The 14364-nt window shown below is 69.2% G+C and carries 13 protein-coding genes; 7 read left to right on the top strand and 6 right to left on the bottom strand.

Translation table 11 applies throughout. The annotated features are described in order from the left end of the window. Positions 1 to 11 precede the first annotated feature (11 nt). Positions 12 to 893 (top strand): cytochrome c oxidase subunit 3, encoded by an 882-nt coding sequence (locus tag AC1G9L_RS19430; protein ID WP_010341611.1) that lies wholly within the window; start codon positions 12 to 14, stop codon positions 891 to 893. A 102-nt stretch (positions 894 to 995) separates the two neighbouring features. Here AC1G9L_RS19430 and AC1G9L_RS19425 read toward each other — a convergent pair whose 3' ends face one another. Then, a complete protein-coding gene (locus AC1G9L_RS19425; RefSeq protein ID WP_010341612.1) occupies positions 996 to 1214 on the bottom strand; it encodes a twin transmembrane helix small protein in 219 nt (72 codons plus the stop codon). A gap of 30 nt (positions 1215 to 1244) precedes the next feature. Here AC1G9L_RS19425 and AC1G9L_RS19420 point away from each other — a divergent pair, with 30 nt between their 5' ends. The 5 genes from AC1G9L_RS19420 (at position 1245) to AC1G9L_RS19400 (ending at position 6495) form a co-directional block, all read left to right on the top strand. After that, complete coding sequence (locus AC1G9L_RS19420) at positions 1245 to 2003, top strand: SURF1 family protein (RefSeq protein WP_481069752.1); 759 nt, start codon at positions 1245 to 1247, stop codon at positions 2001 to 2003. Positions 2004 to 2030: 27 nt separating this feature from the next. Then, the gene (locus tag AC1G9L_RS19415) at positions 2031 to 2606 is read left to right on the top strand and encodes a hypothetical protein (RefSeq protein ID WP_481069750.1); all 576 of its coding nucleotides are present in this window, start codon (positions 2031 to 2033) and stop codon (positions 2604 to 2606) included. Between the two features lie 10 nt (positions 2607 to 2616). Then, positions 2617 to 3780, top strand: a complete 1164-nt coding sequence (locus tag AC1G9L_RS19410; protein ID WP_019799724.1) for a COX15/CtaA family protein — start codon at positions 2617 to 2619, stop codon at positions 3778 to 3780. After that, a complete protein-coding gene (gene cyoE, locus AC1G9L_RS19405) occupies positions 3777 to 4670 on the top strand; it encodes a heme o synthase (protein ID WP_019799725.1) in 894 nt (297 codons plus the stop codon). The genes AC1G9L_RS19410 and cyoE overlap by 4 nt, the downstream gene beginning before the upstream one ends. Before the next feature lie 88 nt (positions 4671 to 4758). Further along, complete coding sequence (locus AC1G9L_RS19400) at positions 4759 to 6495, top strand: methyl-accepting chemotaxis protein (protein WP_019799726.1); 1737 nt, start codon at positions 4759 to 4761, stop codon at positions 6493 to 6495. A 195-nt stretch (positions 6496 to 6690) separates the two neighbouring features. Here AC1G9L_RS19400 and AC1G9L_RS19395 read toward each other — a convergent pair whose 3' ends face one another. Beyond that, positions 6691 to 8277, bottom strand: a complete 1587-nt coding sequence (locus AC1G9L_RS19395) for a thioredoxin family protein (protein ID WP_481069749.1) — start codon at positions 8275 to 8277, stop codon at positions 6691 to 6693. A gap of 188 nt (positions 8278 to 8465) precedes the next feature. Next, the gene (locus AC1G9L_RS19390) at positions 8466 to 9455 is read right to left on the bottom strand and encodes a bile acid:sodium symporter family protein (protein ID WP_019801128.1); all 990 of its coding nucleotides are present in this window, start codon (positions 9453 to 9455) and stop codon (positions 8466 to 8468) included. Positions 9456 to 9703: 248 nt separating this feature from the next. On the opposite strand from AC1G9L_RS19390, the gene AC1G9L_RS19385 reads away from it, so the two are divergent. Continuing rightward, on the top strand, positions 9704 to 10912 hold the full coding sequence (locus tag AC1G9L_RS19385; RefSeq protein ID WP_019801127.1) for a lipase family protein: 1209 nt from the start codon (positions 9704 to 9706) through the stop codon (positions 10910 to 10912). Positions 10913 to 11014: 102 nt separating this feature from the next. Here the strand turns inward: AC1G9L_RS19385 and dnaG are convergent, their stop codons facing one another. The 3 genes from dnaG to AC1G9L_RS19370 form a co-directional block, all read right to left on the bottom strand. After that, entirely contained in the window at positions 11015 to 12757 is a 1743-nt protein-coding gene (gene dnaG / locus AC1G9L_RS19380; RefSeq protein ID WP_481069748.1) for a DNA primase, read from the bottom strand. 69 nt (positions 12758 to 12826) lie between these two features. Then, a complete protein-coding gene (locus AC1G9L_RS19375; protein WP_019799575.1) occupies positions 12827 to 13741 on the bottom strand; it encodes a YhjD/YihY/BrkB family envelope integrity protein in 915 nt (304 codons plus the stop codon). A 140-nt stretch (positions 13742 to 13881) separates the two neighbouring features. Further along, positions 13882 to 14328: a GatB/YqeY domain-containing protein gene (locus AC1G9L_RS19370; protein WP_010341627.1), complete on the bottom strand. Its 447-nt coding sequence runs from the start codon at positions 14326 to 14328 to the stop codon at positions 13882 to 13884. Positions 14329 to 14364 lie beyond the last annotated feature (36 nt).

Below are 14364 nucleotides of genomic sequence, written 5' to 3'. Positions count from 1 at the left end.
GAATGCCTGCCATGGCCCAGCCCAGCACCGACGCCACCGCCAATGCCTACTACGTGCCCAGCCAGAGCCGCTGGCCGTTCATCGGCTCGATCGCGATGTTCGTGACCATGATCGGCGTGGCCAGTTGGCTCAACGACGCGTCCTGGGGCAAGTGGACCTTCTTCACCGGCATCGCGATGCTGGTGGCGACGCTGTTCATGTGGTTCGGCGACGTGATCCGCGAATCGATCGCCGGGCACTACAACCGCCAGGTCGACGTGTCGTTCCGCATGGGCATGGTGTGGTTCATCTTCTCCGAGGTGATGTTCTTCGGCGCCTTCTTCGGCGCGCTGTTCTACACCCGCACCTTCATCCTGCCGTGGCTGGGCGGCGAGGGCGACGGGGTGATGACCAACGCGCTGCTGTGGGACGGCTACTCCGCCGCCTGGCCGACCAACGGCCCGGGCGGCATCGGCGGCCAGTTCCAGACCATCCCGGCCTGGGGCCTGCCGCTGATCAACACGCTGATCCTGCTCAGCTCCGGCGTGACCCTGACCATCGCCCACCACGCGCTCAAGGCCGGCCAGCGCACCCGGCTGATGGTGTTCCAGGCGCTGACCGTGGCGCTGGGCTGCACCTTCCTGTACTTCCAGGCCGAGGAGTACATGCATGCCTACAAGGAGCTCAACCTGACCCTGGGCTCGGGCATCTACGGCTCCACGTTCTTCATGCTCACCGGCTTCCACGGCGCGCACGTGCTGCTGGGCACGATCATGCTGCTGGTGATGCTGCTGCGGATCAGCCGCGGCCACTTCAGCCGCGACAACCACTTCGCCTTCGAAGCGGCGGCGTGGTACTGGCACTTCGTCGACGTGGTGTGGCTGGCGCTGTTCCTGTTCGTCTATGTGCTTTGACTGCTGGGAATAGGGAATCGGGAATGGGGAATCGCAACAGCGGCTTTCGCTTGCGCTCCCGCTTTGCCGATTCTCTTTTCCCGATTCTCCGTTCCCGGCTTCTCAGCGCCCGAGCCCATGAGGCTTGATCACTCCGGTATAGATGCCCAGGATCACCAGCAGGATCAGGCACACCGATAGGCCGATGCGCCAGGTCAACGCGTTCACCGTGCGCTTGCTCTGGCCGCGGTCCACCAACAGGTAGTACAGGCCGGCGCCCAGGTTCCACAGGATGAGCAGCAGGAACGCGACGATCAGCAAGGTCTTCAGCGAGTCGTTCATGGGCGTCTCGGCGCATGGTGTGTCCGCATTATGACCCTCGTCGCTGCCTCGCGCGTGGGCGCGCGCCGGCGCATGCCGTTGTGGCTGGGCTGGAGCGTCGCGCTGGTGGTGGCGCTGTGCTTTTGCATGCTCGGCCGCTGGCAACTGCAACGCATGCACGAGAAGCAGGCGCTGTTGGCGCAGGCGGCGCATGTGCGCGATCGTCCGCAGACGCTGGCCGATGCGCTGCGTGCGATGCCGCCGGGACAAATGCGCTGGGTGCATGGCGCTGGCCGCTTTCTGCCCGGGCAGATCCTGCTCGACAACCAGCTGCGACAGGGCCGCAGCGGGGTGAAGGTGTACCAGCCGTTCCTGGCCGACGGCGCGGCGGCGCCGCTGCTGGTGGAACTGGGCTGGTTGCCGCTGCCGGCCGACCGCGCGCTGCCGGAGCCGGCACCGTTGCAGGGCCGCTACACGCTGGTCGGCCTGCTCGGGCCGCCACCGTCGCATGGATTGACCCTGGGCCCGGCGCTGGTCGCGGCGCCGTCGCCGCAGCGCTGGCTGGCGATGCGCATCGAGCCGGGAGCGATCGGCGAGGCACTCGGCCGCCGCGACATTTTGTCGCAGGTACTGCGCCTGGATCCGGCCCTGCCGCTGGGCTATCCGCGCGACCTGGACCTGCTGCCGAACACGCTGCCGCCCGAGCGCCACTTGGGTTACGCGGTGCAATGGTTCGGCCTGGCGCTGGCGGTGCTGGTCACCGCGGCGCTGCTCAGCTGGCGCGCGCGCAGGGGACGGGGCGGGCGCTGAGCGCGCGCGCATGAGAAAATCCCCGGCATGAATGCTCCCACCCCGGCCCCGCGCCCGGCGGCCGCACGCGGCCGTTGGCCGCTGATCGTGTTGTTCGTCCTGTTCTTCGGCTCGATGCTGGTCGCCGGCGCGTTGCGCTTTTCCGGCTGGCAACCGGCTGCCAGCCGCAACCACGGCGAACTGCTGCAGCCGCCGGCCGACCTGCGTGCGCTGCAGCCGCGGCTGGCCGATGGCCGCGTCTACGCCTGGGAGCCGCAGCGGCGGCTGTGGCGCATCGCGCTGGCGCCGCCGGCCGACTGCGGCAGTGCCTGCGAAGCGCTGGCGCGCGACCTGGACAAGGTCTGGCAACTGTTCGGCCACGACGCCGACCACGTGCAGATCCTCTGGATCGGCACGCCGCCGGCCGCCGCGCGGGCCTTGCCGGAGGTGCAGGCGCTGCGCGCGGACCCGGCGCTGCTGGCGGCGTTGCCGCGGGTGCGCGATGCGGCCGGGGTGCCGGTCTACGTCATCGATCCGAACGGTTTCGTGGTGCTGCGCTATGCCCCCGGGTTCGACCCGGCCGGGCTGCGTGCGGACCTGGCGAAGCTGCTGAAACTCCTGTGAGCCGCTCCCTATGACCCTGTTCGCGCGCCCGGCGCTGTTCCGGCATTTCCACCGCATGGCCTGGCTGGCGGCGCTGTTCACCGCCAGCACCATCATGTTCGGTTCGTTCGTGCGCTTGTCCGATGCCGGCATGAGCTGCCCGGACTGGCCGACCTGCTACGGGCGCATCACCTGGCCGCAGACCAGCGCCGAAGCCGATACCCACGCCGCCAGCAAGATCCGGCCGCTGGAGACGCACAAGGCCTGGCGCGAGCAGATCCACCGCTTCCTGGCCGGTGCGCTGGGCGTGGAGGTGCTGGTGCTGTCGCTGCTGGCGGCGCGGCGGCGCCGGCTCGGCATCGCCCAGATCGTCACGGCGGCGGCGCTGGTGGCGCTGTCGATCCCGCTGTACATGTCCGGCTGGCCGGGGCTGGCGATGCTGGTGGCGGTCGGCGGCGAGGCGATCCTGCTGCTGGCGGCGCTGCGCTGGTCCAACGACGACCTGGCCCGCGCGGCGGTGCTGACCCTGTCGGTGGTGATCTTCCAGGCCCTGCTGGGCATGTGGACGGTGACCCTGCTGCTCAAGCCGATCGTGGTGATGGGGCATCTGCTGGGCGGCCTGCTGATGTTCTCGCTGCTGGTGTGGATGGCCTGGCGTGCCACCCACCTGCCGATCACCCTGGCCGATGCGCCGCGCCTGAAGTGGCTGCTGCGCCTGGGCGTGGCGGTGCTGGTGCTGCAGATCGCGCTGGGCGGCTGGGTCAGCGCCAACTACGCGGCGCTGGCCTGCGGCGGCGGCAGCTGGTCGGCCGACAACTTCCCGCGCTGCGTCAGCCAGTGGTGGCCGCCGCACGATTTCCGCGAGGGATTCACTCTCTGGCGCGGTATCGGCGTGGATTACGAAGGCGGTGTGCTCGACGGCGCGGCGCGCATCGCCATCCAGATGGCGCACCGGATGATGGCGATGGTGGTGGCGGCCTACCTGCTGTGGCTGAGCTGGCGGCTGAGCCGCACGCCGGGCATGCGCGGCTGGGCGGTGGCGCTGGCGCTGCTGCTGGTCGCGCAGGTGTGCCTGGGCATCCTCAACGTCAAGCTGGCGCTGCCGTTGCCGGTGGCGGTGCTGCACAACGCCGGCGCGGTGGCGCTGCTGTTCGTGCTGGTGTCGTTGCTGGCGCGCTTGCGGGCGCCGCAATGAGCGCGCACCGCGTCCACTGGCGCGACTACTGGGACCTGACCAAGCCCAAGGTGGTGGCGCTGATCGTGTTCACCGCCCTGGTCGGCATGTGCCTGGCGATCCCGGGGCTGCCGACCTGGGCGCAGGTGCGCACCGGGCTGCTGGGCTTCTTCGGCATCTGGCTGGCGGCCTCGGCGGCCGCGGCGATCAACCAGTTGCTGGACGCGCGCATCGACGCGCAGATGGCACGCACCTCCTGGCGCCCGCTGGTGGTGGGCAAGGTGCTGCCGTGGCAGGTCCTGCTGTTCGCGTCGCTGCTGACCGCGCTGTCGATGACCGTGCTGGTGGTGTGGGTCAACTGGATCACCGCGGTGCTGACCTTCGCCTCGCTGATCGGCTATGCGGTGATCTACACGGTGTTCCTCAAGCGCACCACGCCGCAGAACATCGTCATCGGCGGCCTGGCCGGCGCGGCGCCGCCGCTGCTGGGCTGGGCCGCGATCACCGGCATGCAGGGCCAGTGGGACTGGGCCTATGCCTCGCTGCTGGTGCTGATCATCTTCGTGTGGACGCCGCCGCATTTCTGGGCGCTGGCGATCTTCCGCCGCGCCGACTACGCCAAGGCCTCGATCCCGATGCTGCCGGTCACCCACGGCGTGGCGCATACCCGCCGGCAGATCCTGGTGTACACGGTGCTGCTGGTGGTGGTGACGCTGCTGCCGGTGGCGGTGGGGATGAGCGGGGTGTTCTACCTCGGCGGCACCCTGGTGCTGGACGCGGTGTTCCTCTGGTACGCCTGGCGCATGCTCGACCCACCGGACGAGATGTTCTCGATGCGCATGTTCGGCTACTCCATCGTGTACCTGATGGCGCTGTTCGCGTTCCTGCTGATCGACCACTGGATTGCCTGAACAGCGCGTTCATTTTCCCGCTCAAGTGTTGCCGGCCGCGGTCGTTACCGGACGAACGACCAAAATCGGCAAAGCCGCGGAGACATCCATGTGGGGCAAGAGCAAGCAAGACGCGGCGAAGCTGCAGGCACTGACCGAGCGCCTGCGCGAGGTAGAGGCCGAGCGTGACCGCACCCGTGCGCAGGCCGACAGCGCCCTCGCCAATCTGGACGAGATGCGCGTCCGTTTCGACCTGGTCACCAAGGCAACCACCGACGGCCTGTGGGAGATGAGCGTGATCGCCGGCGATCCGATCAACCCCGCCAACGAATTCTGGTGGTCCTCGCAGTTCCGCGCGATGCTGGGTTTCTCCTCCGAGCTCGACTTCCCCAACGTGCTCGACAGTTGGGCCTCGCGCCTGCACCCGGACGACAAGCAGGCCACGCTGGACGCGTTCGCCGCGCACCTGGGCGACCGCAGCGGCCAGACCCCTTACGACGTGGACTACCGCCTGCAGCTGAAGAACGGCCAGTACCGCTGGTTCCGCGCGATCGGCACCACCCAGCGCGATGCCCAGGGCACGCCCTTGCGCGTGGCCGGCGCGCTCACCGACATCACCGAGCGGCGTGAGCGCGAGGCCTTCCTGGATATCGTGCTGACCCGCTTCGAGCTGGGCCAGCAGATGCTCAACGACGGCCTGTGGGACATGAGCGTGATCGCCGGCGACCCGATCAATCCGTCCAACGAGTTCTGGTGGTCGCCGCAGTTCCGCTCGCTGCTGGGCTTCGCCTCCGAGGCCGAATTCCCCAACGTGCTCGACAGCTGGTCCTCGCGCCTGCACCCGGAGGACGCGCAGTTCGCGCTCAACGCATTCGCCGCGCACCTCAACGACCGTACCGGCCGCACCGGCTTCGACATCGAATACCGCCTGCAGCTGAAGAACGGCGAGTACCGCTGGTTCCGCGCGCGCGGCCTGACCAAGCGCGCCGCCGACGGCACCCCGCTGCGCGCGGTCGGCGCCCTGCTGGACATCCATGCCGCGCGCCAGCTCGGCGAGGCGGCGCACACCCTGCAGACCGCCGCCGCGGAAATGGTCGACGACAACAGCGACCTGGCCCGGCGTACCGAGCAGCAGGCGGCGGCGCTGGAAGAGGCGGCCAGCTCGATGGAAGAGATCACCGGCACCGTGCAGCGCAACGTCGAGCACGTCGGCCACGCCAACCGCCTGGTGGACGGCGCCAGCGACGTCGCCCAGCGCGGCGGCGAGGTGGTGCGCGACGTGGTGCAGACCATGGCCGGCATCGAGAGCGCCTCGCGCAAGATCGCCGACATCATCAGCGTGATCGACGGCATCGCCTTCCAGACCAACATCCTCGCCCTGAACGCGGCGGTGGAAGCGGCGCGTGCCGGCGAGCAGGGCCGCGGCTTCGCCGTGGTCGCCACCGAAGTGCGCAGCCTGGCCCAGCGCTGCGCCGACGCGGCCAAGGAAGTGCGCGGCCTGATCGCCAGCTCCAGCGAGCAGGTCGATCGCGGTTCGGCGCTGGTCGCACGCGCCGGCGCCACCATGGAAGAACTGCTGGGCTCGGTGCGCGAGGTGCAGCGCATCATGACCGACATCGCCGGTGCCAGCCGCGAGCAGAGCGCCGGCATCGGCCAGGTCAACCAGATCGTGGTGCAGATGGACACCGCTACGCAGCAGAACGCGTCGCTGGTCGAAAAGATGGCCGAGGCCGCGCGCGCGCTGGAAGGGCAGGCGCAGGGCCTGAACGCGCATACCGGCAGTGGCCGCCGTCCCGGCAGCCAGGGTGCCGGTCAGCCAGTGACGCCGGTTCGCGTGGCGGCCTGATCGGGAACGGTCGAGCGCACGGCGCGCCATGGTGCGCCGCTGCGCGAGGCCTGCCTACGGTTCATCGTGCGGCGTGGTGGCAATCGCGCCGCAGCGACGCGGCGCACCGGATCTGCAGAGAATGGCGACCGTGCAACGCGCCGGAGGCCGCCGCCAGCGCGTTGCACGGTCGCCGTGCGTGACGCGCCTCTCGCCTCACCCCAGCCAATGCTGGCAGTCGTCGCGCGCCTGGCCGCCGCAGCTTTGTTGCATCTTGTGCTGCAGCCGCGTCAGCACCGCGCGGCCGTCATGACCCTTGCTCCAGGCCTGCAGGGTCTTGGCCAGGGTGTCGAAGCGCTGCCGGGTACGCTGGTGATAGCCGTCCGGCTGGCCGGCCAATTCCCCGATCACTTGTCCGGCGGCCGCCTCGATCGCGGCCGCATTGTCCGGCTGCAGCCGGACCAGGCCGTCGACATAGAGCACGCCCCACTGCACGCGGGTGGCGGGGCCTTGCGCGCTCTCGTAGGCCTTCTTCAGCCAGAACAGCGCGGTCTGCTTGTCGCCGCGCGCCTCGGCCAGGCTGGCCAGTTCCGGCATGTAGTAATACGGGGTCTTGCTGCGCTGAAGCTCGGCCAGCAGCAGTTGTTCGGCGCCGGCGCTGTCGCCGGCGTCGTCGAGCAGGCCCGCCGCGGTGCTGATGGTGGACTGGCGCTCGTAGTCGGTCTTGGCGGTCTGCTCGGCCCATTGCACGCGCTGCTGCACCTTGGCGACCACCGCGGGCGGCAGCGGCGGATGCGGGCCGTCGCCGGCCTCGGCCGGCTGGCCTTGCGCCAGCCGCGCCAGGGCGATGTCCGCAGCGGCGGTGTCCAGGCGATCGCTGATCGGCAGGCTGCTGTCGGCGTAGACCTGGTCCAGCGCATGGGTCAGCGCGTTCGACAGCGCAGTGCGCTCGGCGGCGTCGCTGGCCGCGGCCTGCACCAGCTCGCGCGCCGCATAGGTCAGCGTGCTGCGATTGGCGCGCACCTCGGCCGGATCGGCCAGCACCGCCTGCAGCAGGGCGCGATCGGCGGCGCGGTGCCTGGCGTCCACGGCGGCAGCCTTGGCCGGGTCCTGCGCCGCCAGCGCCTGCAGCGCGAAACGGCGCTGCAATGCCGGCTGCGGCGCAGCGGCGGCCAGCCGCTTAAGCACGTCGGCCGCCTCACCCGGCTTGACCAACTGCGCCGCATCCACGGCCCAGCCGTATTCGCCGAGCAGGGTCCAGTCGTCGGCGCTCAGCGTGGCTGGCGCGGTCAGCGCCTGCTGCAGCAACTGCGCCGAGGTGGTGGTGCGGGTCGCGGCCACGCGCAGGGCCTCGGCCAGGCGCACGGTGTCGCTGTCGCCGGCCAGGCGGGTGATCTCGGTGCGGTCCGGGCGCAGCACGATGATGGTCGGATAGCCCTTGATGCCGAAGCGTTCGCCCCAGGCCTGCGCGCCTTCCGAATCGCCGTCCAGGTGTACCGCGACGAAGGCGCGGGTGCGGGCGATGAAGGCCGGGTCCTTGAACAGCGTGGCCTTGAGCCGGTTGCACGGCGGGCACCACGCGGCGCCCCAGTACAGCAGCACCGGCTTGTCGTGTTCGCGCGCTTCGGCGAAGGCATCGTCGACGTTGCCCTCGCGCCAGGCGATGCTGGCGCTGTCGGCGGCCGGCGCCGGCGTGGCGGCCTTGGGCGCGGCCGGTGCGGGCGGTTTCTGGCAGGCGCCTAGCGCCAGCAGCGTGACCAGGCTGGCGGAGATCGTCGCGGAACGGCGGAACATGCGGCTCATGGGGGCACCGGGTGGGGAGGGAGGCACGGCGCCGGCCGTGCCGGCCGTCTACTGTACGCAGCCCCTGCCGCGCTTGCACATGCCGCCTGCGCATCTGCATATGCCGTGGCGGCGTCGCGCGGGACGCCGCTCGTCCTGCGGTCGCGCCGGCATGGCCGCCGCATCGGCTGCCGCTGCGTGGGTGTTCGCTACTGCTGTGCGTCGACCTTTGCGGCACGCGCGTAGCGTTGCGCGACCACCGCGCAGACGATCAGCTGGATCTGATGGTAGATCATCACTGGCAGCACGATCGCACCGAGGCTGCCGCTGGCGAACAGCACCTTGGCCATCGGCACGCCGGTGGCCAGGCTCTTCTTGGAGCCACAGAACACGATCGGGATCTCGTCCTCGCGGGAGAAGCCCAGGCGCCGTGCGCCGAAGGTGATCAGCGTCATCGCCAGCGCCAGCAGCACCACGCCGACCGCGGCGACGCCGAGCAGCGCCGGCAGCGGCGTCTTGCGCCACAGGCCTTCGACCACGGCCGCACTGAAGGCGGTGTACACCACCAGCAGGATGGTGCTCTGGTCGGTGTAGCGCAGCACCGCGCGGCGGCGTTCGACCCAGCCGCCGATCCAGCGCTGCAGCAGGTGGCCGGCGACGAACGGCACCAGCAGTTGCAGCATGATCTTGCCCATCGCCTCCAGCGGATTGGACATGGCGCTCTGCGCGCCGCCCAGCAGGCCCATCAGCATCGGCGTCAGAAACACGCCGAGCAGGCTCGACAGCGAGGCGCTGCACACCGCCGCCGGCACGTTGCCGCCGGCCATCGAGGTGAAGGCGATCGACGACTGCACTGTGGACGGCAGCGTGCACAGGAACAGCACGCCGATGTACAGGTCCGGGGTCAGCAGCCAGTGCGACACTGGCTTGAACAGCAGGCCAAGCAGCGGGAACAGGATGAAGGTGGCGGCGAAGATGGTCAGGTGCAGGCGCCAGTGCAGCGCGCCGGCGACGATGGCCGCACGCGACAGCCGCGCGCCATGCAGGAAGAACAGTGCGGCGATCGCCAGGTCGGTGACCACGTCCATCACCGACGCCGCGCGCCCCTGCACCGGCAGCAGCGAGGCCAGCAGCACCGTGCACAGCAGCGCCAGGGTGAACGGTTCGATGCGCAGGCGCGCGAGCCAGGACTTGAGCATGGGGGAAAGTCGAGCGGGGGAGTCGTGCATTCTAGAAAGCATGGCGCCCGCACGCGAATCCGGACGCACGGCGTAGACAACTCGCAGACATGTTGCGCTGCCGGCCGTTTCGGTCAAATGCGCGTACCGGCCGCTTGCTAGATTGCGGCCACCCGGTCGATGGGGAGCGCGCCGGGCACGCAGGCGCGTCGTGCACGCGCATGCGCTTCCCGCTCCTCCAGGCATTGCCACGGACTAGGAGCTTGCACATGTCGTACGACCAGTACCAGACCGTTTTTGCGCTTTCGAGCCTGGCCAATTGGGTCAGCCGCCGGCATGGCGTCGCCTCGGCGATACAGGCCGACTATCAACGCGTGTTGCATGCAACGCTCGGTTCGGAGCCGGCAAAAACGGCGATCGGTACCTGGGACGTGGTATGGGGGCCGCAGATCTGGCAAGCGAAGGATTCGGTGCGCTCGGACAACGCGATGTTCGTCGCCAAGTCGAGCGACGTGAACGGCATTGCCGGCGATGTGTATGTAGTGGCGATCTGCGCGACCAATCCGTCTTCGCCCTACGATTGGTTGGTGGAGGATTTCGACGTCGCTTCCACGGTCGAATTCGCGAAGTACGACCCGTTGGCGTCGTCTCGACCCGTTGCGGCGGGCAAGCTGATTCCGCCGAAGACACCGGTCATTTCCATGGGGACCGCCCTGGGTGTCTGGCACCTGCTCAATATGGTGAGTCCCGCCTCGGCGGCCGCACCCGGCACCACGCTCGACGCGTTCCTGAAAACCGTGGAGCAAAGCGGCACGACAGTGGTCTTCACCGGGCATAGCCTAGGCGGCGCGTTGTCGCCGACCATGGCGACCTGGTTCAAGAGCAGAGGCCTGCTCGCTGGTTGCAAGGATGTGTACTGCTATGCCACCGCTGGCGCCACGCCGGGAAATGCGGCGTTCGCGGAAGTATGCGCACAGATGCTGCCGCCGCCGGCCATCGGCGAGAAGCCGTATCAGGCATGGAATCACGACATGTGGAATACGCTCGACGTGGTGCCGCATGCCTGGGTCCCGGAGATGCTGAGCGAGATCCCTCACATCTACGACAACGGAACGATCCCCGGCGTGGAGGCGTTCGTCTTCCTGGCCCGGATCAACGCGCTGGCGTCGGGCATCACCTACAGCCAGATCGCGAATCAATCCTTGCAAGGGACACGCAGCGGCTCCCCGCCGACGGATACATTCGCGTTTCTCAAGCAGATGGCAATCCAGCACGGAACCGCATACCAAACGCTGATCGCCGATTGGCTGACGCCGGTCGTGCCGTTGGGTTACGCGCTGCGCAGTGCGGAGATCGATACCGATGCGTTGTTGCAGGTGCAGGCGACCCGTCTGGACGAGGCTGCTGCGGGCATACGCGCGCTACAGGCAAAGGATCGTGCGGCGTTCACCGCGTCCACCGCTGCTGCGGGCGGCTGATTGTCTTGATCGACGGCTGACTGCAGGGACGATGTCTGGCATCGCGCCGGCCACGCACGTTGCGTGGCTGGCGCCGATGCCTGAAGCATTGGCGCATCGCAGCTAATGCAGCCCCGCGCGCGCCTTCAACAGCTCCCGCAGCTCGTACTTGTCGGTCTCGTCCAACCCTTGCGCGCGCTGCTTGGCCTGCAGTTCGTCCAGGCGCTGCTGCAGTGTCTGCTTTTCCAACTGCACGACCACGTCGTGCAGTTCCTGGCGCCAGCTGGCGGTCTCGCCGGCAATCTCCTGCACCGCCAGCTTCTGCAGCGCGGCCAGTTCCTCGCGTTCGTGAAAGTGTTCGAGCAGGGCGCCGGTGGTGATTTCCGGGCGCGCATGCACGATCTGCAGCAGTTCGATCATCAGTTCGATGCCGGGCAGGCGCAGGCCGGCGAACGGGTAGGGCGGCGGCAGGTCCAGCGCCAGCGAGGGCGCCTGCAGCAGGCGCACGATCGCCTCGCGCACCAGGCTGCGCTTGTGCGCCGGGCGCGGCGTGCGCGGCTGCGGCCTGTTCGCCGCTGCGTTGGCGGCCGCCGGTGCCGCGGCGCCGATGCCGGTGAGTTCGGCCAGGCGCTGGCGCATCAGGTCGCCGAAGGCGCCGTCGGGAATCTGCGCCAGCATCGGCCGCGCGCGTTCGGCCAGGCGCGCCTTGCCGTCGAGCGTGCCGAGGTTGATCTCGCGCGAGAGTTCGTCGAAGAAGAACTGCGACAGCGGCGTGGCCTGGACCAGCCGCGCGTCGAAGGCCGCGGCGCCCTCCTTGCGCACGATGGTGTCGGGGTCCTCGCCGTCGGGCAGGAACAGGAAGAACGCCTGGCGTCCGTCCTTCATCCGCGGCAGCACCGATTCCAGCGCCTTCCAGCCGGCGCGGCGGCCGGCGGCATCGCCGTCGAAGCAGAAGAACACGTCCGGCGCGTTGCGGAACAACAATTCGGCATGATCCGGCGTGGTCGCGGTGCCCAGCGTCGCCACCGCCTGGGTGACGCCGAACTGGAACAGCGAGACCACGTCCATGTAGCCCTCGACCACGATCAGCCGCTCGATCTTCTGGTTGGCCTGGCGCACCTGCCACAGGCCGTACAGTTCGCGGCCCTTGTGGAACAGCGCGGTTTCCGGCGAGTTCAGGTACTTGGGGCCGTCGTCCTTGTCGAGCACGCGGCCGCCGAAGGCGATGACCCGGCCACGGCGGTCGAAGATCGGGAACATCACCCGGTCGCGGAACTTGTCGTAGACGTGGCCGCGGTCGTTCTTGGAGAACAGCCCGGCGCGGTCGAGCAGCTTGAGCCGGCGTTCGTCGGTGCCCAGCGCGTCCTTCAGCGCGCTGTAGCCGTCCGGGGCGTAGCCGATCTGGAAGCGCGCGCGGTTTTCCGCATCCACGCCGCGGCCGTCCAGGTAGGCGCGCGCCTTGTCGCTGCCGTCGAACTGGCGCTGGAAGAACTTGGCCGCCGCTTCCAGCGCCGAGTACAGGTCGCGGTGGTCGTCGCCGGCGGCCTGGGCGGCGCCACGCTGCTGGGCGTCGCGCGGGATTTCCATGCCGGCGCGCTTGGCCAGCTCGTCGACCGCGTCGAGGAATTCGAGGCGGTCGTAGTTCATCAGGAAGCTGATCGCGGTGCCGTGCGCGCCGCAGCCGAAGCAGTGGTAGAACTGCTTGGTCGGCGACACCGTGAACGAGGCAGACCGTTCGTCGTGGAACGGGCAGCGCGCCGCGTACTCCTTGCCCTGGCGCTTCAGCGGCACGCGCGTGCCGATCACCTCGACGATGTCGGTGCGGGCGAGCAGGTCGTCGATGAATGCGTCGGGGATGCGGGCCATCCGCATAGGATGCCACGCGCGTGCGCCGTCACGCTGGGCGCGCTGCCTGCGTGGGGCAGCGCCGTGCGGTCAGGGCGACGGCGGCGCCTGCGCGGCGCTGCGCGGGTCGATCCCGGCGGCGACGAGCTTGCTGCGCGAGCGCAGGCGCTCGTCGATCACCGCGGTGATCAGCGCGCCGACGAAGAACACCACGGTGGCGTAGTAGATCCACACCAGCAGGATCACCAGCGCGCCCATCGAGCCGTAGGCGCTGCCCGGGGCGGCGGTAGCGATGTACAGGCCGATCGCGTAGCGTCCGGCCACGAACAGGCAGGCGGTGATCGCGCCGCCGATGATCGCCTGGCGCCATTCCACGCGGCGGTCGGGCAGGTAGTGGTAGAGCACCGCGAAGGCCAGCACGTAGATCGCCAGGGTCGAGACGTAGCCGACCGCCGGCAGCAGCGAGGGCATCCGCGCGAACACCACCTGCAGCACGGTGGTCAGGATCATCGAGATCAGCAGCAGGAAGCCCAGCCCCAGCACCACGCCGAAGGAGAACACGCGTTTCTTCAGCCAGGCCATGAGGCCGTCCAGGCGCTGCTTGTCGGTGCGGAAGATCAGGTTCAGCGCGTTCTGCAACTGCGCGAACACCGCGGTGGCGCCGACGAACAGCAGCAGGGTGCTCCACAGCCCGGCCAGCGAGCCGATGTTGGGCTGGTTCTTGGCGTTGTCGATCACCGTCTGCGCGACCTCGCGCGCGCCGTGCCCGGCCAGTTGCCCGATCTGCGCGATCAGCGCCTCCTGCGCCTGCGGATACAGCGAGGCGGTGAGCCACAGCAGCAGCACCAGCAGCGGCGCCAGCGACAGCAGCGCGTAGAACGACAGCGAGGCCGCCTGGGTCATCACGTCGATCTCGACGAAGCGCCGCACCAGCGCGGCCGGCAGGCTCTGCTGCAGGCGATCGAGATGTTTGTGCAGGCGATCGGACGACAGGGGCAGGGACATGGGCGCGGGACCTTCGGCGCGCGGCGTCGCAACGCCGGTCCCGCACTGCGCGCTGAAGGAGGCGCGGGCTTGCCGGGCGTTGTAGCAGCCCGGCGTCGAAAGGCGGGTGAAGCCCGCCGCCCGCCATGACCTCGATAGCGTCAGCCGGCCAGCTGCTGCTTGACCAGCACCGAGACCTGGCCCATGTCGGCCTTGCCGGCCAGCATCGGCTTGAGCACGGCCATCAGCTTGCCCATGTCGGCCGGGCTGGCGGCGCCGGTCTGCGCCTTGGCTGCCTGGATCGCGGCGACGATCTCGGCCTCGCCCATCTTGCTCGGCAGGTAGCGCTCGATCACCACGATCTCCTCGCGCTCCACCTGGGCCAGGTCGTCGCGGCCGGCGGCCTGGTACTGGCTCACCGAGTCCTTGCGCTGCTTGACCATCTTGTCCATCACCGCGATCACCGCGGCGTCGTCCATCTCCACGCGCTCGTCCACTTCCTTCTGCTTGATGGCGGCGTTGATCAGCCGGATCACGCCCAGGCTGTGCTTGTCGCCGGACTTCATCGCGGCCTTCATGTCGTCGGTGAGCTGCTGCTTGAGGGTCATGAGGGGCTCCACAGGGAAGAGAAAAGGGGAAGGGGC

It is taken from the genome of Xanthomonas sp. NCPPB 1132, from assembly GCF_056629235.1.
This window is presented reverse-complemented; position numbering and strand designations above follow the sequence as displayed.

Coding starts and splice junctions, on each gene's coding strand:
- AC1G9L_RS19430 (WP_010341611.1), top strand. CDS start 12: ATGGCCCAGCCCAGCACCGACGCCACCGCCAATGCCTACTACGTGCCC.
- AC1G9L_RS19425 (WP_010341612.1), bottom strand. CDS start 1,214: ATGAACGACTCGCTGAAGACCTTGCTGATCGTCGCGTTCCTGCTGCTC.
- AC1G9L_RS19420 (WP_481069752.1), top strand. CDS start 1,245: ATGACCCTCGTCGCTGCCTCGCGCGTGGGCGCGCGCCGGCGCATGCCG.
- AC1G9L_RS19415 (WP_481069750.1), top strand. CDS start 2,031: ATGAATGCTCCCACCCCGGCCCCGCGCCCGGCGGCCGCACGCGGCCGT.
- AC1G9L_RS19410 (WP_019799724.1), top strand. CDS start 2,617: ATGACCCTGTTCGCGCGCCCGGCGCTGTTCCGGCATTTCCACCGCATG.
- cyoE (WP_019799725.1), top strand. CDS start 3,777: ATGAGCGCGCACCGCGTCCACTGGCGCGACTACTGGGACCTGACCAAG.
- AC1G9L_RS19400 (WP_019799726.1), top strand. CDS start 4,759: ATGTGGGGCAAGAGCAAGCAAGACGCGGCGAAGCTGCAGGCACTGACC.
- AC1G9L_RS19395 (WP_481069749.1), bottom strand. CDS start 8,277: ATGAGCCGCATGTTCCGCCGTTCCGCGACGATCTCCGCCAGCCTGGTC.
- AC1G9L_RS19390 (WP_019801128.1), bottom strand. CDS start 9,455: ATGCTCAAGTCCTGGCTCGCGCGCCTGCGCATCGAACCGTTCACCCTG.
- AC1G9L_RS19385 (WP_019801127.1), top strand. CDS start 9,704: ATGTCGTACGACCAGTACCAGACCGTTTTTGCGCTTTCGAGCCTGGCC.
- dnaG (WP_481069748.1), bottom strand. CDS start 12,757: ATGGCCCGCATCCCCGACGCATTCATCGACGACCTGCTCGCCCGCACC.
- AC1G9L_RS19375 (WP_019799575.1), bottom strand. CDS start 13,741: ATGTCCCTGCCCCTGTCGTCCGATCGCCTGCACAAACATCTCGATCGC.
- AC1G9L_RS19370 (WP_010341627.1), bottom strand. CDS start 14,328: ATGACCCTCAAGCAGCAGCTCACCGACGACATGAAGGCCGCGATGAAG.